Origin of the sequence: Sphingobium nicotianae, assembly GCF_018603885.1 — a bacterium.
In the GTDB taxonomy this organism is placed as follows: domain Bacteria; phylum Pseudomonadota; class Alphaproteobacteria; order Sphingomonadales; family Sphingomonadaceae; genus Sphingobium; species Sphingobium nicotianae.
In genome coordinates, this window is record NZ_JAHGAW010000001.1 from 368,282 (window position 1) to 386,688 (window position 18,407).

Annotated in this window: 18 protein-coding genes and 1 tRNA gene; 7 read left to right on the plus strand and 12 right to left on the minus strand. The window is 67.1% G+C overall.

Translation table 11 applies throughout. The annotated features are described in order from the left end of the window. Positions 1-16: 16 nt before the first annotated feature. The 4 genes from KK488_RS01860 to KK488_RS01875 form a co-directional block, all read right to left on the minus strand. Complete coding sequence (locus KK488_RS01860) at positions 17-1,174, minus strand: acyltransferase family protein (RefSeq protein WP_284732119.1); 1,158 nt, start codon at positions 1,172-1,174, stop codon at positions 17-19. 135 nt (positions 1,175-1,309) lie between these two features. Next, positions 1,310-2,278 (minus strand): glycosyltransferase family 2 protein, encoded by a 969-nt coding sequence (locus KK488_RS01865; protein ID WP_214621415.1) that lies wholly within the window; start codon positions 2,276-2,278, stop codon positions 1,310-1,312. Positions 2,279-2,289: 11 nt separating this feature from the next. Continuing rightward, positions 2,290-3,876, minus strand: a complete 1,587-nt coding sequence (gene tig / locus KK488_RS01870) for a trigger factor (protein WP_214621416.1) — start codon at positions 3,874-3,876, stop codon at positions 2,290-2,292. A gap of 67 nt (positions 3,877-3,943) precedes the next feature. After that, a tRNA-Leu gene (locus KK488_RS01875) sits at positions 3,944-4,028 on the minus strand. A 120-nt stretch (positions 4,029-4,148) separates the two neighbouring features. Between KK488_RS01875 and KK488_RS01880 the strand changes: the two genes are divergently transcribed. Beyond that, positions 4,149-4,331: a hypothetical protein gene (locus KK488_RS01880; RefSeq protein WP_214621417.1), complete on the plus strand. Its 183-nt coding sequence runs from the start codon at positions 4,149-4,151 to the stop codon at positions 4,329-4,331. 74 nt (positions 4,332-4,405) lie between these two features. On the opposite strand, the gene gatB is transcribed toward KK488_RS01880, so the two are convergent. The 5 genes from gatB to KK488_RS01905 are packed head-to-tail and all read right to left on the minus strand — an operon-like array spanning position 4,406 to position 10,076. Continuing rightward, entirely contained in the window at positions 4,406-5,932 is a 1,527-nt protein-coding gene (gene gatB, locus KK488_RS01885; protein WP_214621418.1) for an Asp-tRNA(Asn)/Glu-tRNA(Gln) amidotransferase subunit GatB, read from the minus strand. 2 nt (positions 5,933-5,934) lie between these two features. Then, on the minus strand, positions 5,935-6,468 hold the full coding sequence (locus KK488_RS01890) for a serine acetyltransferase (protein ID WP_214621419.1): 534 nt from the start codon (positions 6,466-6,468) through the stop codon (positions 5,935-5,937). Position 6,469: 1 nt separating this feature from the next. Beyond that, on the minus strand, positions 6,470-7,963 hold the full coding sequence (gene gatA, locus KK488_RS01895; RefSeq protein ID WP_214621420.1) for an Asp-tRNA(Asn)/Glu-tRNA(Gln) amidotransferase subunit GatA: 1,494 nt from the start codon (positions 7,961-7,963) through the stop codon (positions 6,470-6,472). Then, positions 7,963-8,250, minus strand: coding sequence for an Asp-tRNA(Asn)/Glu-tRNA(Gln) amidotransferase subunit GatC (gene gatC, locus KK488_RS01900; protein ID WP_214621421.1), 288 nt, complete (start codon positions 8,248-8,250; stop codon positions 7,963-7,965). The genes gatA and gatC overlap by 1 nt, the downstream gene beginning before the upstream one ends. Before the next feature lie 32 nt (positions 8,251-8,282). Further along, a complete protein-coding gene (locus tag KK488_RS01905) occupies positions 8,283-10,076 on the minus strand; it encodes a DUF4153 domain-containing protein (protein ID WP_214621422.1) in 1,794 nt (597 codons plus the stop codon). A gap of 142 nt (positions 10,077-10,218) precedes the next feature. Between KK488_RS01905 and KK488_RS01910 the strand changes: the two genes are divergently transcribed. The 5 genes from KK488_RS01910 to KK488_RS01930 are packed head-to-tail and all read left to right on the plus strand — an operon-like array spanning position 10,219 to position 14,335. Next, positions 10,219-11,334 (plus strand): DUF3089 domain-containing protein, encoded by a 1,116-nt coding sequence (locus tag KK488_RS01910; protein WP_214621423.1) that lies wholly within the window; start codon positions 10,219-10,221, stop codon positions 11,332-11,334. Next, positions 11,316-11,792 (plus strand): Holliday junction resolvase RuvX, encoded by a 477-nt coding sequence (gene ruvX / locus KK488_RS01915; RefSeq protein ID WP_214621424.1) that lies wholly within the window; start codon positions 11,316-11,318, stop codon positions 11,790-11,792. The genes KK488_RS01910 and ruvX overlap by 19 nt, the downstream gene beginning before the upstream one ends. Before the next feature lie 32 nt (positions 11,793-11,824). Then, complete coding sequence (locus KK488_RS01920) at positions 11,825-12,094, plus strand: DUF1294 domain-containing protein (RefSeq protein ID WP_214621425.1); 270 nt, start codon at positions 11,825-11,827, stop codon at positions 12,092-12,094. A gap of 34 nt (positions 12,095-12,128) precedes the next feature. Further along, on the plus strand, positions 12,129-13,121 hold the full coding sequence (locus KK488_RS01925) for an aspartate carbamoyltransferase catalytic subunit (protein WP_214621426.1): 993 nt from the start codon (positions 12,129-12,131) through the stop codon (positions 13,119-13,121). Continuing rightward, positions 13,112-14,335, plus strand: a complete 1,224-nt coding sequence (locus KK488_RS01930) for a dihydroorotase (RefSeq protein ID WP_214621427.1) — start codon at positions 13,112-13,114, stop codon at positions 14,333-14,335. The genes KK488_RS01925 and KK488_RS01930 overlap by 10 nt, the downstream gene beginning before the upstream one ends. A gap of 37 nt (positions 14,336-14,372) precedes the next feature. Here the strand turns inward: KK488_RS01930 and KK488_RS01935 are convergent, their stop codons facing one another. Genes KK488_RS01935 through KK488_RS01945 form a run of 3 tightly spaced genes read right to left on the minus strand, consistent with a single transcriptional unit; the run spans position 14,373 to position 17,031 of the window. Continuing rightward, on the minus strand, positions 14,373-15,812 hold the full coding sequence (locus KK488_RS01935; RefSeq protein ID WP_214621428.1) for an SPOR domain-containing protein: 1,440 nt from the start codon (positions 15,810-15,812) through the stop codon (positions 14,373-14,375). 2 nt (positions 15,813-15,814) lie between these two features. Further along, entirely contained in the window at positions 15,815-16,327 is a 513-nt protein-coding gene (locus tag KK488_RS01940) for a hypothetical protein (RefSeq protein WP_214621429.1), read from the minus strand. Next, positions 16,327-17,031, minus strand: coding sequence for an AAA family ATPase (locus KK488_RS01945; RefSeq protein ID WP_214621621.1), 705 nt, complete (start codon positions 17,029-17,031; stop codon positions 16,327-16,329). Before KK488_RS01945 ends, KK488_RS01940 begins: the two co-directional genes overlap by 1 nt. A gap of 171 nt (positions 17,032-17,202) precedes the next feature. Between KK488_RS01945 and KK488_RS01950 the strand changes: the two genes are divergently transcribed. Next, positions 17,203-18,249, plus strand: a complete 1,047-nt coding sequence (locus KK488_RS01950; RefSeq protein WP_214621430.1) for an SPOR domain-containing protein — start codon at positions 17,203-17,205, stop codon at positions 18,247-18,249. Positions 18,250-18,407 lie beyond the last annotated feature (158 nt).

The following is an 18,407-nucleotide window of genomic DNA, read 5'->3' on the forward strand; positions in this document are numbered from 1 at the left end:
GGTTTGGCGATTGACTTCAAGGTGCCCCGGGCGCTGGCGGCAGGGGCCGATGAATACGGCCACGCGCAAACGTCTGGCCCGGTCGTTCGATCAGGCGATAGCTCACATAGGAAAGGCAGATCACCAACGCCAGGAACGAGATCGTCATGGCGTCGCCGAACAGCGCGCCCCCACCCACGGTATTGTGCCCGCCACTGCTGCTCACCAGATCCAGGCCAAGCCGCGAGCCGACTTTGCCCAGCACATTGACGAAGCGATAATAGATGAAACCGTGAATCATGTAGATCGAGTATGACAATGTGCCGAGCAGGACGAACGGGCCGGTCCTGAGCAAGCGGCTCACAATGCCGCGCTCGCGTGCGAACACCAGTACCGCCACGAAGAACATGAACGGTGCCGCGAGGGAAAGCGGGCCCGATCCGGCCGCCGATACGAACATGATCGTCGCGACGAGCACGGCGAGTTCAACGAGCTGATCCGCGGCCGCACTCAGTCGCACCGACTCGATCCAGGCCGCGCACCGCCAGCCGATCATGCCGAGCGCGAAGCCGAACAGGCAGCGCGCCAGCGCGCCGTCGTGGAACACCATGATGTAGCGGTCGGTCAGGTTGGCCAGATAGACGGGCGCGGCGACGATCATGACGAGCGCGATCGGCACCAGCCAGCGATGGGCATAGCGCAGCACCAGCGCGAAGATGAGGTAGGTCCAGATTTCGGCGGCAATCGACCAGCTCGGCCCGTTCCACGGCGTCGCGTCCGGCGGAAAGAAGATCTGCAGGAGAAACAGCGACTGCACGAAGGCTGCTAGCGAGAAAGGCCCTTCAAAAGGCCGTCGGCCGGCCATGCCCGGCATGAAAACGGCGAAAACGATCTCGAACGCCAGGAAGGCGAGCAGCATGACGAGATGCAGCGGATAGACGCGTCCGAGCCGCAGCCACATGAACTCGCGGATGCGGAATCCGTCGATGAGCCTTTGCCCATAGCTGGAGCCGATCACGAAGCCGGACAGGACGAAGAAGAAATCCACGAACAGGAAAGCGTGCTTCACCACCGGCAGGGCCGAGATATGGCCCTGCGTCTCGAAATGCAGCAGCACGACCATGCAGGCGCACACGCCGCGCAGGCTATCGAGCGCGACGTAGCGGTGCTTTGGCTTGGCGGCTTCGAGGGTCAGACGAGGCTCCCGGACGGGACAGAGGCGAACGCGAACCTAGCGCCCAAAACGACGGGTAGGAAGGCATATGCGGTCTGGTGGCACCACATGCCTTAAAATTTCGTGGCGTGCCATTCGGGCCGGCGATCCGGCCAGTCAATCCTGGCGCGGTGCCGGAAGGGCGAGATAGGCGAGCCGCTTCACTTCCTGCCGTCCGCGCGTCACCGTGTCGAGGATGAGGCCCGTCATCACGTTGAGCGCCGCGAGGATCGTGAGGCCGACGATCGCGATGAAGGTCGGGAAGCGGGGCACGAGGCCGGTTTCCAGATAGGTCAGGATCACCGGTATGCCGAGGATGAACCCGATGAGCACGAACAGGGCGGCGATGAATCCGAAGAACCAGAGCGGCCGCTCGACGCGATAGAGCTGGATCATCATGCGCAGGATCCGCCAGCCGTCGCGGAAGGTGCTGAGCTTGGAGACGGACCCCTCGGGCCGCGCGGCATAAGCCGTCATCAGTTCGCCCACCGGCATGCGCAGCTCCAGCGCATGCACCGACATCTCCGTCTCGATCTCGAAACCGGCGGAGAGGACCGGGAAGCTCTTGACGAACCGCCGGGAGAAAACGCGGTAGCCCGACAATATGTCGGTGAAGCTGCGCCCGAACAGCTGCCGGAGCAATCCGGTGAGCAGCGTGTTGCCGAGCCGGTGCCCGCGCCGATAGGCCGCCTCCACCTCGGATTTGCGCGCGCCCACGACCATGTCGAGATTGTCCTCGATCATCATCGCGATCAGCGCCGGCGCCGCCGCCGCCTCATAGGTCGCGTCGCCATCGGCCATCACATAGATGTCGGCATCGACATCGGCGAACATCCGGCGCACGACATGGCCCTTACCCTGCTGGCGCACGCGCCGCACGATCGCGCCGGCCGCCCGGGCAACCTCCTCGCTGCCGTCCGAGCTGTTATTGTCGAAGACGTAGATCGCCGCACCCGGCAGCGCCCGCGCGAAGCCGGCAATGGTCTCGCCAATCGCCGCCGCCTCATTGTAGCAGGGCAGCAAGACGGCGACCCGCACCGTCTCCGGCGCGGCGGGCCGGCCGGAGAGATGCGCATCAGTCGCCATGGCGTGCGACTTCAGCCTTCGGCCTTGGCCGTCTTCTTCTTGGGAGCGGCCTTCTTGGCCGGCTCGGCGTCGGCAGCAGCCTCGGCCTTGGGCGCGGCGGCGGCCTTCTTGGGCGCGGCCTTCTTGGCGGCTGGCTTGGCTTCCTCTGCTGCCGGCTCGGCTACCTCTTCCTTGGCGGCCGGCTTCTTGGCCGCAGCCTTCTTCGCCGGCTTGTGGTCATGACCGTGATGGTCGTGGCCGCAATCAGGTCCGTGAACATGGAGGTCGCCCTCCTCACTCTCGATGGCCGCTTCCAGGTCGGCGCGCGCGACGGTGCGCTCGCTGATCTCGGCATTGGCGAAGAGGAAGTCGACGACCTTGTCCTCATAGAGCGGGGCACGCAGCTGCGCGGCGGCCATCGGCTCGTTGCGGACATAGTCGATGAAGCGCTCGCGGTCCTGCGGGCTGTACTGCTGCGCGGCCTGCGCGATCAGGCGGTTCATCTCGGCCTGGGTGATCTCCACGCCATTGGCCTGGCCGATCTCGGAGAGCAGCAGACCGAGGCGCACGCGCCGCTCGGCGATCGAGCGATACTCGTCCCTGTCCTTCTCCATCTCGGCAAGCGCCTCGGCGGGGTCTTCCTCGTGACTGGCTTCATGCTCGAGCTGCGCCCAGATCTGGCTGAACTCGGCCTCGACCATGCTCGGCGGCACGTCGAAGTCGTGGCCGGCGGCAAGCTGGTCGAGCAGGCGGCGCTTCATGTAGGTGCGCGTCAGGCCGTTATGCTCCTGCTCGATCTGCCCCTTGAGCAGCTCCTTGAGCTTGTCGAGGCTCTCCAGGCCGAGCTGCTTGGCGAAGTCGTCGTCGACAGCGCGATCGGCCGGCAGCTTGACGGCGGTGATGACGAGATCGAAGGTCGCGTCCTTGCCGGCCAGGTTCGCGGCCTGATAATCAGCCGGGAAGGTGACGTTGATCTGCTTCTCGTCGCCGACCTTGACGCCGACGAGCTGGTCCTCGAAGCCGGGGATCAGATTGCCCGAGCCGATGGCGACCGCCATGCCGGAACCGGTGCCGCCCTCGAACGCCTTGCCGTCGACCTTGCCGACGAAATCCATCGTGACCTGATCGCCCTGCCCTGCGCCGTGACCTTCGGGGGCATCCTCATAGCGCGTGCTCTGCGCCGCGAGACGGCTCACCGCCTCATCGACCTGCTCGTCGCTCACGTCGACGATGAGGCGCTCCAGGGTGATGCCCTCGGTCTTGGGCGTCGGCACGACCGGCAGCACTTCGAGCGCGACCTTGATCTCGGCATCCTTGCCCGGCTCATAGCCCTCGTCGAGCTCGATCGACGGCTGCATGGCGGGACGCAGCTTCTTCTCGTTCATCAGCGCGTCGACGCCATCACGGACCGCCTTCTCGAGCGCCTCGCGCTGCAGCGAGGGGCCATGCATCTTGCGGACCAGATTGGCCGGCACCTTGCCGGGACGGAAGCCCGGCATGCGGACCTGCGGCGCGATCGTCTTGATCTCCTCGTCGACGCGCGCATCGATGTCCTTGGCGGCCAGGGTCAGCGTGTAGGCCCGCTTCAGGCCCTCGTTCAATGTCTCGACAATCTGCATATCTCTAACTCAACGCTTTCCGCAGCTAAGAATCTCTTGGAACGACAGGGGCGAGAGCCGCGCAAACTGGTGCGGGCGAAGGGACTCGAACCCCCACATCTTGCGATACCAGAACCTAAATCTGGCGCGTCTACCAGTTTCGCCACGCCCGCATCGGTCGCCGGTCGGCGGGCCATAGTGCAAGAGCGCCCAAAGGGCAAGGCTGGCTGACGCGGCGAAATGACACGGAACGATCGGCCCGGCGGCCCGTTCTGGGGCAAAGGAACATGCCCATGGCCAGCCAACCCGAAATACCGCCGCCAGACACCATCCAACCCCAGTCGCCGCCGGAGACGCCGCCGATGGAGCCGACACCCGAGCGCCCGTTCGAGGAGCCTCCGGAAATCGTCCCCGAAACGCCCAATGTCGACGAGCCGGACACGGGTGCTCCCGAAATCCCGCCGCCACCCGATTGAAGCGTCGCTATTTGGTGACTCCTTGATCACCCTGAGGTCCGGCAACCCGGTTGCTCAGGGTTGCCGACACGCCCTCAGCCGAGCGCCTTCTTCAGCAGCTCGTTGACCACGCCCGGATTGGCCTTGCCCTGCATCGCCTTCATCGTCTGGCCGACGAAGAAGCCGAAGAGGGCTTCCTTGCCGCCCTTATACTGCGCCACCTTGTCTTCATTGTCGGCGAGGATCTTGGCGATCGCCGCGTCGATGGCGCCGGTGTCGGACGTCTGCTTGAGGCCATGTCGCTCGACATAATCGGCGGGCATCTCCGGGGTCGCAGCAATTGCCTCAAATACCTGTTTGTAGAGTGGTCCCGAGAGTATTCCCTGTTCCACCAATCGGATCAACTGAGCGCCCTGCGCGGTCGATATAAGACCGACAGGTTCGCCTGTAACTGCATCCATGCCCTGGGAAACACCGAACTTATTGAGATATCCGAATATATCATTGAGCAGCAGATTAGCGCAGCGTTTGGCGATTTCCGACGCTTCTTTTCCGGTTTCCAAGCTTGTGCGCTCGACGAGACGGTCGAAATAGATCGCCCAATCAACTTCGGCCGTAAGTTCTCCCGCCTGGTAGGCTGTCAGACCCAATATTTCGACGTAGCGCCGACGCTTGGCGTCGGGCAACTCGGGCAACGAATGACGGCAATCCTCGATAAACGAATCGGTCAGCTCAAGCGGCAGCAGGTCCGGGTCGGGGAAATAGCGATAGTCGTGCGCATCCTCCTTGGAGCGCATCGAGCGCGTTGTGCCGGTGTCCGGATTGAACAGACGCGTCTCCTGGACGATGCGCCCGCCGCTCTCCAGCACGTCGACCTGCCGGCGCGCCTCATATTCGATCGTCGCCATCACGAAGCGCACCGAGTTGACGTTCTTGGTCTCGGTCCGCGTGCCGAATTCCTCACCGGGCTTGCGCACCGAGACGTTGACGTCGGCGCGCATCGATCCTTCTTCCATGTTGCCGTCGCACGAGCCGACATAGCGCAGGATCGCGCGCAGCTTGCGCACATAGGCGCCGGCTTCGGCGGGCGAGCGCATGTCCGGCCGGCTGACGATCTCCATCAGCGCGACGCCCGAGCGGTTGAGGTCGACATAGGAGCGCGTCGGATGCTGGTCGTGCATCAGCTTGCCGGCGTCCTGCTCGACATGGATGCGCTCGATGCCGATCACCTTGTCCTCGGGGATGCCCGCCTTCTCGTCCGCGTCGATGGTCAGCGCGCCCTCACCCACCAGCGGATGGTAGAGCTGGCTGATCTGGTAGCCCTGCGGCAGGTCCGCATAGAAATAATTCTTGCGGTCGAACCGGCTCCATTTGTTGATCTGGGCATTGATCGCGAGCCCGGTGCGCACCGCCTGGCGGATGCACTCCTTGTTGGGCACCGGCAGCATGCCCGGCATCGCCGCGTCGACCAGGCTCACCTGGCTGTTCGGCTCGGCGCCGAACGCCGTCGCCGCGCCCGAGAAGAGCTTGGCCTGGCTGACCACCTGCGCATGAACCTCGAGGCCGATCACGACCTCCCAGTCCCCGGTTGCGCCTGCGATGCGATAGGTCGATTCCGTCATTGTCACTCTGCCTGACTATCTGATTTGATCTGCGCGAGCGGCGCCATCGCCACCGCGCCTTCCGGCATATCGTGGATGACCAGCGCGTGTGCGCCGATCCTCGCATGATTCCCGATCGTCACGAGCCCTAATATCGCCGCTCCCGCGCCGATGTCGACATGTCCGCCGATCACCGGCACTTTTCCGGCCCGCATGCCGATCGTCACCTGCTGCATGAACAGGCAATTGGGACCGATGACCGCCTCGGGGTGGACGACGATGCCGTTGGGGTGCGGCATCAGCAGCCCGCCGCCGATCCGGCAGGTAACGGGAATGTCCGCGCCCGTCACCACCGACCAGAACCGATGCCGCAGCGTCGCAAATACGCGCCCCAGCGCCGCGACCGGCCCTCGCCCGGCCCGGTGGCGCTGATAGGCGCGGATCGATGCCAGCAGCGCCCGCGACGGTGCCCACTCGAAGGCCCCCTTCGCCTCGCGATTCCAGTCCGGAACCTCTGCCGATATGGCGCGATCGCTGTCCGGTGACGCGGCTGTCACCTTACCACCACTTCTCCGCCCGCGCGGTGAAGCCTGCCCGCTCTTCGATCGCGAGGCCGGCATTCAGCACCGCCTGCTCGTCGAACGCCGGGCCGATGATCTGCAGGCCGAGCGGCAGCCCGTCCTTGCTGAGGCCGCCGGGCACCGACATGGCCGGCAGGCCCGCCAGCGAGGCGGGCACGGCGAACACGTCGTTGAGATACATCGCCAGCGGATCGGCCGTCTTGTCGCCCAGCGCGAAGGCGGCGCTCGGCGCGGTCGGCGCGAGGATCACGTCGCATTGCTCGAAAGCCTGGGCGAAGTCGCGCGCGATCAGGGTGCGGACCTTCTGCGCCTGCGTGTAATAGGCGTCGTAGAAGCCGGCCGAGAGCACATAGGTGCCGATGATGATGCGGCGCTTCACCTCGGCGCCGAAGCCGGCGGCGCGGGTGGCGGCATACATGTCCTGCAGGTTCGCGCCCTCGGGCAGCTCGCGCAGGCCATAGCGCACGCCGTCATAGCGCGCGAGGTTGGACGAGGCTTCCGCCGGCGCGATGATGTAATAGGCCGGCAGCGCATATTTGCTGTGCGGCAGCGAGACCTCGACGATCTCGGCGCCGGCATCCTTGAGCCAGGCGATGCCCGCATCCCAGACGCGCGCGACGTCGGCATCCAGCCCCTCGACCCGATATTCCTTCGGAATGCCGACCTTCTTGCCCTTCATGTCGGCGGAAAGCCCCGCTTCCCACTGCGGCACGGCCATGTCGAGCGAGGTCGAATCCTTGGGATCGAAGCCCGCCATATTCTCGAGCATGATCGCGCAGTCACGCACGTCGCGCGCCATCGGCCCGGCCTGATCGAGCGAGCTGGCGAAGGCGATGATGCCCCAGCGCGAGCAGCGGCCATAGGTCGGCTTGATGCCCGAGATGCCGGTAAAGGCGGCGGGCTGGCGGATCGAGCCGCCGGTGTCGGTGCCGGTCGCCGCCGGGCAGAGCCGGGCCGCGATCGCCGAGGAGCTGCCGCCCGAGGAGCCGCCGGGTGCGAGCGGCGCATTGCCCCCAAGTCCATTGGCGTCCGCGCGCCGCCAGGGCGAGATGACATTGCCGAAATAGCTGGTCTCGTTGGACGAGCCCATCGCGAACTGGTCGAGATTGAGCTTGCCGAGCATGCCCGCGCCCGCGTCCCACAGCTTGGCCGAGACGGTGGACTCGTAAGTCGGCGTGAAGCCTTCCAGCATGTGGCTGGCGGCCGTGGTCTGGACGCCCTGCGTGCAGAACAGGTCCTTCATGCCGATCGGCACGCCGGAGAGCGGCTTGAGCGTGCCAGCCGCGCGGTCCTTGTCGGCCTGGCCGGCGGCGGCCAGTGCATGCTCGGGCGTCTCGACGATGAAGGCGTTGAGCGCCTTGGCGGCGGCGACATTGGCGTTGAACGCCTCGGCCACTTCGCGTGCGGAAAAGTCGCCGGCGCGGAAGCCGTCGCGGATCTGCGCCACGGTGAGATCGGTCAGATCGCTCATCACTCGATCACCTTGGGCACGGCGAAGAAGCCATGCTCGGCCTGCGGCGCGTTGGCGAGCACCTTGTCGCGCACATTGCCGTCGGTCACCACATCCTCGCGCAGGCGCAGATGATTGGGGATGACGGCGGTCATCGGCTCGACGCCGGTCACGTCGACCTCGCCGAGCTGCTCCACCCAGTCGAGAATGCCATTGAGTTCGGGCACCAGCGCCTCGGCCTCGGCCTCGCTCACGGCGAGGCGCGCCAGGCTGGCCACTTTCTTCACGGTTGTCAGATCTACGCTCATGCAAGCGCCGCTAGCACCGCCTCAGGCAGGCATCAAGGCGCAGCCTCATTCTGTGGCGGGATCACGTTCCCGACCGGCTTGCCGTCGATGAACAATTGCCGCTGCTGCACCGGCCGCATCTCGACCCGGCCCGCCCTGATCGCGGCGACCTGCGCATCCAGCGCCTTCTCGTCGCGCACATAGACATTGTCGTCGGACCAGCCGCCTTTCCCGTCGCGCAGGATGATGCTGATCTCCGATCGGCAGCGGTCGCATTTCGGCGCCGGCCCCGCCACGACCACCATATAATCCTGCCCCGGCACATAGCGCACGATGCAGGGCACGCCGGTATAGTTGTTGCAGGCGTCGAAGCGGATCAGCCGCGTGCGCATCGCGTCGTCGAGCGGGAACGGCCCGGGCAGCATCGTCAGGCGCTTCTCCAGCGCGGCGCCCTTCTCCGCCGCGCCGGCATTGGGCGGCTCGTCCCATTTGGTCTTCAGCATCTGCGCCGCGATGGCATAGCGCCTGATCTGCGCATCCGACGAGGAGGCCAGTTGCCGGATCGCCGCCTTGCCGGGCGGTCCGAACTCGAACCACAATCCCTTATAGTCGAAATTCTCGACCGACACCTGCCCGCCGGAAAGCCGCGCGAGCTGATGCGCCGTCGCGATCCGATCGAAGCTCAGGAGCGGCGTGGAGAGCAGCAGCGTGATCGCCGCGATCAGGAAGACGAGATGGAGATTGGCCCGCCGCAGCCGCGCGAACCATCCACGCGCGCCGAGGATCGCCACGGCATAGGCGATGGCGACGATGCTCGCGACGATGACGAAGGTCAGCGCCCACAGCCGATCGGGGCTGAGGCCATATTGCTGGATGCGCAGGCCCGAGGAAAAGGCGGCGATGCCGATCATCGGCACCAGGAACAGGCCCAGCGCCGCCGCACTGCCGCTCAGGATGACCGAGCGCGATTCGTCCGCCGCCCTGTCGCCGACCACGGCATTGGCGAGGAACAACGCCAGCGCCGCGCCGACCAGCATGATCGGCGTCGTTCCGCCCGTGTCCCACAGCGGCGCGAGCCCGGTGAAGGGCAAGGCGGCGAGGAAGACGAGGATGGCGAGCGCGACCACCGGCGCCAGCACGCGCAGCACCAGCATCGCCACCCGCTGCAGCGCCGTGATGATCCCGCGCCGGTCGCGCAGCAGCCCGAGCGCGGCGCCGAACGGGGCGCCCGTCATCAGCGCCTGGAACCATTCCTTGCGCAGCAGCACGCGCAGGAAATCCAGCTTCACCAGCCAGAACATCTCGGCCATGAGATAGGCGATGCCGATGCACAGCAGCATGAAGGCGCCGCTCAGGGCGAGCAGGAGCGCGTTGGTCCAGAGATGGCCATGAACTTCCTCGTAGAGGATCGCCTCGCGCCGCCAGGCGATCAGGCCCGAGGGTGCCCAGCGCGCGGGCCAGCCGCTCCAGCCGTCCTGAGCCGCCTGGAACAGGGTCAGAAGGCAGCCCGCGGTGATGGCGCCGCAGAAGACATGCCAGCCCTCGCTCCCGCCGTCCTGCCAGGGGATATTGTTCCAGATGAAGGTGCCGCCCGCCACCAGTCCGCACAGAAGCGCGACCGCGATCGCCGCGAGCAGCCGTCCGCGCTGCCAGGCCAGGCCGAAGGCCAGCCCGCCGACGCCGAGGAAGACCGACAGCGCCATGACCAGCCGGGGTCCCCATGCCCAGCCATGATCGGGCAGATCGTGCAGCTGCTGGATGGAGAGGAAGACCAGCGCTCCCAGGATCGCCAGCACCCAGGTGCGCAGCGGCCAAACCGTTTCGGACATCTCCGGACTGCTCGCCATGGCGGCCCTCTCCCTGCGACGGCCAGACGCCGCCGATCCCCGCCAGGATCTACCATGATCGCCGGCCCGCACAAGCGCACCGATTGCGCGCGCGCCGCCGAGCGGGCATGAGCGGCCCTTCCGCAACAGGAGTCGCGCCCACTTGGCCCGGAAGTTCCTCTATGTCATCGCGTTCTTCGCCTGCCTCGCGATTGCCGGAATGATCGCTTTCTCCTTCTTCGGGCAGAAGCTGATGCGCAGCGCGCTGGTGCCACGCGTCGCCTTCTCCCAGCCGGCCCCGCTGCCCGCCGGCCTCTACACGCGCCCGGAAGGCTGGATCAGCCGCCCCGACGGGCGTCGCGCCGATCCGGCGGTCTGGCAGCCCACGGCCCTGAAGCTGCCCGCCGAGCGGGGCAATGCCGCGATCTTCTTCATCCACCCGACCAGCGCCTTCGACACGCTGCGCTGGAACGTGCCCGTCACCGATCCGGTTTCCGGCCGTCAGGCCGAGCGCTTCGTGCGCGTCCAGGCCAGCGCCTTCGCGGCGGCGGGCACTGTCTGGGTGCCGCGCTATCGCCAGGCCGTGTTCGGCGCCTTCCTCACCGACAGCGCCGATGCCGGGCGCGCGCTGGATCGCGCCTATGCGGACGTCAAGGCCGCCTTCGCCGCCTTCCTCACCGCCAATCCGCAGGGACCGATCATCCTCGTCGCGCACAGCCAGGGCAGCAAGCACCTGCTGCGCCTGCTCCGGGAGGAGAGTGGCAACGCCGCGCTGCGCCAGCGGCTCGTCGCGGTCTATGCGGTCGGCTGGCCGATCTCGATCGCACACGATCTGCCGGCCCTCGGCCTGCCCGCCTGCACCGGGCCGGAGCAGACCGGCTGCATGATCGGCTGGCAGAGCTTCGCCGCGCCTGCCGACACCTCCAGCATCGACGAAGCCTATGCTCGCGAGCGCGGCTTCGACGGTCAGCCGCGCAACGGCTCGGCCATGCTCTGCACCAATCCCCTGACCGGCGGCGGCGCGGCGGATGCGCCGGCGGGCGCCAATCTGGGCATGCTGATCGGCGATGGCGAGGCCGCCACGACCCAGCTCGTCGCGCCGGGCGGCATCGGCGCGCGCTGCGACGGGCGCGGCTATCTGATGCTCGATCGCGCCCCGCAGCTCGGCACCTATGTGCTGCCGGGCAACAATTATCACGTCTATGATTATCCCCTTTTCTGGGCGAATATCCGTGGCGATGCATTGCGGCGGCTGGGGGCATGGCAGAAGACGCGCTGATCACGACCCAGACGGCGGCCTTCGCCGCGGCCCTGCCGCAGGGTGGCCGGCTGCTCGGTCTCGATCTCGGCACGCAGACCATCGGCCTGGCGCTGTGCGACGCGGGCTGGAGCATCGCCAGCCCCGCCCACACCCACAAGCGCGGCAAGTTCGGCGCGGACAAGGCGGCCCTTTCCGAGTTGATCACGAAGCAATCGGTCAGGGGCCTCGTCATCGGCCTGCCGCTCAACATGGACGGCACCGAGAGCCCGCGCAGCCAGGCCGCCCGCGCTTATGCGCGCAACATCGCCGTGCTCGGCCTGCCGGTCCTGCTCTGGGACGAGCGCTGGTCGACCGTCGCCGCCGAGCGCGCCATGATCGCGCAGGACATGAGCCGCGCCAGGCGCGCCGAACGGATCGACGCCCATGCCGCCGCGCTCATCCTGCAAGGCGCGATCGACGGCCTTGCCTATCGCTGACGGAAACCAGCCATCCCGTTCGATTCCTGACCTTGGCGACCTGGCCGCCCTTCCTGCTCGCCTTGCTTGCGATCAACCTGGCGGCGTTCGTCGGCTTCGGCATCGACAAGGGCCGCGCGCGAACCGGCGGTTGGCGGATCAGCGAGGCCACTCTCCTGTTGCTCGCCGTCGTCGGCGGCACGATCGGCGCCTATCTCGGCCGCTGGCATTTTCGCCACAAGACGCGCAAGACCGCCTTCTCGCTGGCCCTCCATCTGATCGCGGTCGCGCAGTTTGCGCTGCTGATCATCTTCGCCCCTTGAGTATCGCGCCGCCCTCATCTATCGCGGCGCTTTAATGACATCGCCAGCACCCTCCCCCGCCACCGGCCTTGTCGGCCGCGCGAATTTTCCGCACCGGCATCTGTTGGGGATCGCCAGTCTGGCGCCTCACGAGATCCGCTTCCTGCTCGACGAGGCCGAGCAATGGGCGATCCTCAATCGCACCGCGACCCGCAAGCATGACGATCGGCTCGCCGGGCTGACCCAGATGAACGCCTTCTTCGAGGCGAGCACGCGCACGCTGCTCTCCTTCGAGGTGGCGGGCAAGCGTCTCGGCGCGGATGTGGTCAACATGCATGCCTCGCAATCCAGCGTGAAGAAGGGCGAGACACTGATCGACACGGCCGTGACGCTCAACTCGATGCGTGCCGACGTCATGGTGATTCGCCACATGAGCTCGGGTGCGGTGCAGCTTATCGCCGACAAGGTCGATTGCCCCGTTCTCAATGCCGGCGACGGGCGCCACGAGCATCCCACGCAGGCGCTGCTCGATGCCCTCACCATCCGGCGGCGCAAGGGCGGTCACGAGGGTTTGATCGTGACGATCTGCGGCGACATTCTGCACAGCCGCGTCGCCCGCTCGAATATGCTCTGCCTGACCGCCCTCGGCGCGCAGGTCCGGGTCTGCGCGCCGCCGACATTGATGCCGGCAGCGGTCGAGCGCTATCGCGTGACGCCGTTCAGCGATTTCAATGCGGCGCTGGACGGTGCCGACGTCGTCATGATGCTCCGGCTCCAGAACGAGCGGATGGACGGCGGTTTCATCCCTTCGGCGCGCGAGTTCAGCCTGCTCTATGGTCTGACGCCGGAGCGGCTGAAGCGCGCCAAGCCGGATGCGATCGTCATGCATCCCGGCCCGATGAACCGGGGCGTCGAGATATTGAGCGGGGTGGCCGACGATCCCGATCGATCGGCGATCACCGAGCAGGTCGAGATGGGCGTCGCGGTGCGCATGGCCTGCCTTGACGTGCTCACGCGCGGCGACCGGGGAGTGGCCGGATGGGCATGATCGCGATCGTCAACGGGCGCCTGTGCGATCCCGCCGCCACCAACCTGAGCGAAGGCACGCTGCTCGTCCACGGCGATCGGATCGAGGCGGTCGGCTCCGTCGATTTCCCCGAGGATGCGCAGATCATCGATGCCAACGGCATGATCGTCGCGCCCGGCATCATCGATCTGGGCGTGTTCAAGACCGACAAGCCGGCCTTCCATTTCTCCGGCATCACCCGCGCGGCACTGATGCCCGACCAGTCGCCGGTCCTCGACGATCCGGGGCTGGTCCAGCATGCTGCCCGCGCCGGCAAGCCCGATTTCTGGGTGCATCCGCTCGGTGCCGCGACGCGCGGGCTGGAGGGCAAGGATCTTGCCGAGATGGCGCTGATGCGGACGGCCGGCGCCCGCGCCATCGCGACGGGCCGGACGTGGATCGCCGATTCGGGCGTCATGCTGCGTGTCCTGCGCTATGCCAGCGCGCTCGGCCTCACGCTGGTGATCCATGCCGAGGATGCCGGTCTGACCGCCAACGCCGTCGCCACCGATGGCGAGACCGCCTCGCGCCTCGGCCTGCCGAGCGCGCCGGCCTGCGCCGAGGCGATCGCCATCGCACGCGACATCGCGCTCGCGCGGGAAGCCGGCGCGACGATCCATTTCCGGATGGTGACGACCGCGGCGGGCTTTGATCTCATCCGCGCCGCCAAGGCGGAAGGGCTGCCGGTTACCTGCGGCGTCTCGCCCTCCTATCTCTTCCTCAACGACAATGCGGTGACGGATTTCCGCACGTTCGCGCATCTGTCCCCGCCCCTGCGCGACGAGCGGGATCGGCTCGCGGCCATCGCGGCGGTGGCGGACGGGACGGTCGATGTGCTCTGCTCGGGCCATGATCCGCGCGGACCGGAAGACAAGCGCCTGCCCTTCGCCGATTCCACGCCGGGCATCGCCGGCGCCGAGACGCTGCTGCCGCTGGCGCTCAATCTGGTGCGCGAGGGGAAGATCAGCGAGACGCGCCTGATGGCCCTGCTCGCCGCCAATCCCGCGGCAGTCCTGGGTCTTGATGCCGGCCGTCTCGCCCCCGGCGCGCCGGCGGACCTCATCCTCATCGATCCCGACGTCCCGTGGATCGTCGACGCCAACAAGATGGCGGCGGCGGCGGGCAACACGCCGTTCGACAAGCTGCCGGTCCAGGGCCGCGCCCGGATGATCATGAAAGGCGGCGTGATCCGCTGAAGACGTCCCGAACGGGATTTGGTGGCGGTGAAGGCCCTTACCGCGCGGCGATCTGACGCCCGGCGCCGACGATGCGCGCCGCGACCTTGGGAGCGGCCACGGGCTTGCGGGCAGCCATCTGCGGCGCGCCCTTCTGCGCCTGCGCGCGGGCCATGCGGGTCGTGTTCGTGTCATCGAGACGGACGAAACAGGCCTGACCTTCGGCGCGCAGCGATCGGCACGCCGCGTCAGCCGACGTACGATCGCCGAAGCCGCGAATGGCGAGACGGTGGAAGGCGCGGCCGTTGAGCGAGAATTCGCTGTGAATCTCACGGAAACCGCCCACCGGCGATTTGCCGCGGCTGATCTGCTGCCACTTCGCCTTGGCGATTTCCGCCGTGTCGAACGCGCCGAGCTGGACGACCCAGTCGCTCGCCTTCGCGTCGGGCGCCGGCGCGATGACGGTCGTGATTCGGCTCATATCCGCGCGTGCGACCATGGCCCGTGCGTCATTGTTCCGTGTGCGCTGGAAGGCTGCCCGGGCCGCAAGCCGCATCGGATCGCTCGACGCCTTGACGAGCGGCGCGTTGTCACCGTTGTTAGCATCGAAGCTCATGGCCACCGCCATGGTCGACGGGGATGCCTCGACCGGAGCAGCTGCTGCGACGGCCTGCGGCGCGGGTGCAGCCGGTGCTACCTCGTGACGGGCCTGCGCCACCAGATCGACGGGCGCCGCCGCAGCCATCTGCATGGGCGCGCCATTGCCGCCGAGCGCGAGGCGCGTCGGCAGGCCGGCATCGTCGGCGCGCGGCGAAACGCCGATCATCGCGACGACACGGCCCTGTTCGTTGCCGGCCTGAGCCGCCTGCGACCATTGGCCGATGCGGGCTTCCGCCTCGCGTGCGGACATGTCCTGCCCGGCGATCAGGCGGGCTTGCCCCCAGGCACCGGCCAGCGCCATCGCATAAGCCAGGTTCTGGCGCGTCTGCGCCGTCGAATCAGGCTGCTTCACCGCTTCCATGAGCGCGCGAACGCCCTCGCGCGGATCGCCCGCCATCGCCATGGCCAGGCCATAATCGGCGGCCGGCAGGTCGGAGATATGGTCGGCAAGCAGCGCACGGGCGCCTGCCGCATCGCCCAGGCCGGTTTCGGCCAGCGAGAGGCTGATGATCGTGCGCACATCCCTGTTGCCCAGCGTCATCGCATCCTTGAAGGCGGTGCGGGCGCTGTCATAGCGGCCGTTCGCGAGATAGGCCCGGCCGAGCAGCGCGCGATAGCCCGCCTCGTTCGGCTGGGCGGCGACCAGTTCCTCGGCCTGCATCAGTGCGCGGGCATAGTCCTTCTCGGCCAGCGCCTTCTCGACGCGCGGTGCGAGCGAGGGCGCCTGGTTGGCGGCGATGGCGGGCCGGTTCTCCATGCGGGCACCGCTGCACCCGACCATCGAGGAACCGAGGATGGCGGCCGAGGCCATCATCGTGGAAAGCGTCTGCCTGCGCATGATCATGATCCCCATTTCAGATCGGGCGTAACGTGACTTGCCTCGGCCTGGTCCGCGAGACGGTTGAGCTCATCATTGCGCGCGATCAGCGCGTCGAGGGCTTCGGTCAGCAGCTGCTGCGCCGAGCGATTCGAGACGGCGCTCAGCAGACGCAGGCGCAGGTGCCGCTCCGTGTCGATCCGCAGGGTGAAAGCGGCCTTGCGGGCCGTGCCGGTCAGCGTCGCCGGGTGCGACTTGCTCCTGGGCTTGTCGGCCATCTTGGCGTTGATCCGATCGGCCAGCGCGGCGAGCTGCTGATTGATCGGCGAAACCGGAGCGGGCGCCACAGCTTCCTCGATCTCGTCCTCGCCCATATCGTTCCAGCCCAGATCATCGTTGATCGGGGTGACCGACGAGACCGCGCCGAGAGGCGCGCGGCGCATCGCGGGACGCGCGCCACCACGACGGGCGAGCAGGCTCGCAGTCAGGGACGCCGCGCCACGCGGTTCGGCAGTCGGATTTTCAGACCCGCTCATCAGCTCACAACCCTTCTGCCAAAACCACTTTGTTGCCGCACAGCCGCGACCGGAACGCCGGGCGAAAAGACCGTGCGGCGGAAGTTCCGCTCGAGCCGGTCGGCGATGTAGGCCCAGATCGCCTCGATCTCCTTGGCCGATTTGCCGTTGGGATCGAAGTCCATGACCGTGCGCCCGTCGATCATCGAGGAGGCGAAATCGGTACGGTGATGGATGGTGACGGGCGCCACAGTGCCATGCTGCGAGAGCGCGATCGCCGCTTCGGACGTGATCCGCGCCTTGGGCGTGGCGGCATTGACCACGAAGAGCAAGGGCTTGCCGGCACGCTCGCACAGGTCGACGGTGGCGCCGACGGCGCGCAGATCGTGCGGGCTGGGCCGCGTCGGCACGACGATCAGCTCTGCAACGCCGATGACGCTCTGGATCGCCATGGTGATGGCCGGCGGCGTGTCGATGACGGCAAGCTTGAACCCCTGCTGGCGCAAGGTCTCGAGGTCGATGGCGAGGCGCGCCACGGTGGTCTGCGCGAAAGCGGGATAATCCTCGGTGCGCTCGTTCCACCAGTCGGACAGAGAGCCTTGCGGATCGATGTCGATCAATACGACCGGTCCCGCGCCGGCGCGCTGCGCCTGAACCGCGAGATGCCCGGAAAGGGTCGTCTTGCCGGACCCGCCCTTCTGCGACGCTAGTGCCAATATTCGCACTTCATTCCCCTGGTCGATCATCTACCAGGGCCCAAAATCACACGGCGCGCCCTAAGATTTGGTTAAGTGACCGGTGGTCGGCCATCCCCAGGGGGAACTATGCTAAGAGAGGATTAACCATGGGGCCGCTATGAGCAGCGGGATTTCGGCGTTGGTCCGGGGAGCGTGGACATGAGCAAGAGTTTCGCCGCGGCGCTGGCCGCCTGTGTTCTGACCGTTTGCGCTTTGGTCGCGACGTCCGCCGCCCATGCGGACGTCAAGGCGGGTGTCGATGCCTGGAACCAGGGCGATTATGCCCGCGCCGTCAACGAATGGCGGCCGCTGGCCATCGGCGGCAATGCCGACGCGCAGTTCAATCTCGGTCAGGCTTACAAGCTCGGGCGCGGTGTGCCCGTCGATCTGCCGGTCGCGCTCGAATGGTTCCGCAAGGCAGCTGAACAGGGGCATGAGAAAGGCGCCGACAATTATGGTCTGCTGCTCTACCAGCAGGGCCGGCTCGAGGATTCCATTCCCTATATCAAGGTGTCCGCCGAGCGTGGTGAACCCCGCGCGCAATATGTCTATGCGACCGCGTTGTTCAACGGCGACATCACGCAGAAGGATTGGGTGCGCGCCTATGCGCTGATGACGCGCGCCGCCCAGGCTGGCGTCACTCAGGCGACGACCAGTCTTGGCCAGATGGATCAATATATTCCGGCGGCGCAGCGTCAGGAGGGCCTTGCGATGGCCACCGCGATGGCACGCAGTCACACGCCCGCGAGCGCGCCAGCTCCTCAGTTGGCGCAAGCTGCCCCGGCGGCCGCCCCGGCACCCGTCGTGCCACCTCGCGTCCATCCGGAGGTGCCTCCCGCGCCAGCCGTTTCGCGTGCTCCGGCGCCGGCAGCACCCGCGGTAGCCGCCGCCGGCCCCGAGCCGCGTCCACCGGTGATCAAGCGCAATCCGCGTCCGCAACCTGCAGCCGCGCCTGTTCCCGCGCCCGCCGCCTCCGGCCGCTACCGCGTCCAGCTCGGCGCCTTCCGCGAGCAGGGCCGCGCCCCGGCGCTTTGGAAGAATCTCAGTGGACGCGTCAGCGGCCTCTCCGCCTTCCAGCCCTCCTATGTGCTGACGAACGGCCTCACGCGCCTCCTGGTCGGCCCGCTTGCCAGCGTATCGGAGGCCCAGCGCCTCTGCGGCCGTATCACACCGACCGGCACGCCCTGCGTTGTGCAGGGGAACTGACCACGATTCAGTCGTCCGCTTGCTCCGCACGAACGGATTGGGCGCTCGGCGGTCGGGGCGGTGAACTCGTAAACTTAGCGGTTTGGCTATCCGCCTTCGGAAAGAAGCGGAGTGGACTGAATGGCTGAAATGTGGTCGCGCCGACATCATCGCAGGTT

What these genes read in the sequence shown, in the direction of transcription:
- KK488_RS01865 (WP_214621415.1), bottom strand. Translation starts at nt 2,278, where the DNA reads ATGGCGACTGATGCGCATCTCTCCGGCCGGCCCGCCGCGCCGGAGACG.
- KK488_RS01935 (WP_214621428.1), bottom strand. Translation starts at nt 15,812, where the DNA reads ATGCGCAGGCAGACGCTTTCCACGATGATGGCCTCGGCCGCCATCCTC.
- KK488_RS01930 (WP_214621427.1), top strand. Translation starts at nt 13,112, where the DNA reads ATGGGCATGATCGCGATCGTCAACGGGCGCCTGTGCGATCCCGCCGCC.
- KK488_RS01950 (WP_214621430.1), top strand. Translation starts at nt 17,203, where the DNA reads ATGAGCAAGAGTTTCGCCGCGGCGCTGGCCGCCTGTGTTCTGACCGTT.
- KK488_RS01925 (WP_214621426.1), top strand. Translation starts at nt 12,129, where the DNA reads ATGACATCGCCAGCACCCTCCCCCGCCACCGGCCTTGTCGGCCGCGCG.
- gatC (WP_214621421.1), bottom strand. Translation starts at nt 8,250, where the DNA reads ATGAGCGTAGATCTGACAACCGTGAAGAAAGTGGCCAGCCTGGCGCGC.
- tig (WP_214621416.1), bottom strand. Translation starts at nt 3,876, where the DNA reads ATGCAGATTGTCGAGACATTGAACGAGGGCCTGAAGCGGGCCTACACG.
- ruvX (WP_214621424.1), top strand. Translation starts at nt 11,316, where the DNA reads ATGGCAGAAGACGCGCTGATCACGACCCAGACGGCGGCCTTCGCCGCG.
- KK488_RS01880 (WP_214621417.1), top strand. Translation starts at nt 4,149, where the DNA reads ATGGCCAGCCAACCCGAAATACCGCCGCCAGACACCATCCAACCCCAG.
- KK488_RS01940 (WP_214621429.1), bottom strand. Translation starts at nt 16,327, where the DNA reads ATGAGCGGGTCTGAAAATCCGACTGCCGAACCGCGTGGCGCGGCGTCC.
- gatA (WP_214621420.1), bottom strand. Translation starts at nt 7,963, where the DNA reads ATGAGCGATCTGACCGATCTCACCGTGGCGCAGATCCGCGACGGCTTC.
- gatB (WP_214621418.1), bottom strand. Translation starts at nt 5,932, where the DNA reads ATGACGGAATCGACCTATCGCATCGCAGGCGCAACCGGGGACTGGGAG.
- KK488_RS01905 (WP_214621422.1), bottom strand. Translation starts at nt 10,076, where the DNA reads ATGGCGAGCAGTCCGGAGATGTCCGAAACGGTTTGGCCGCTGCGCACC.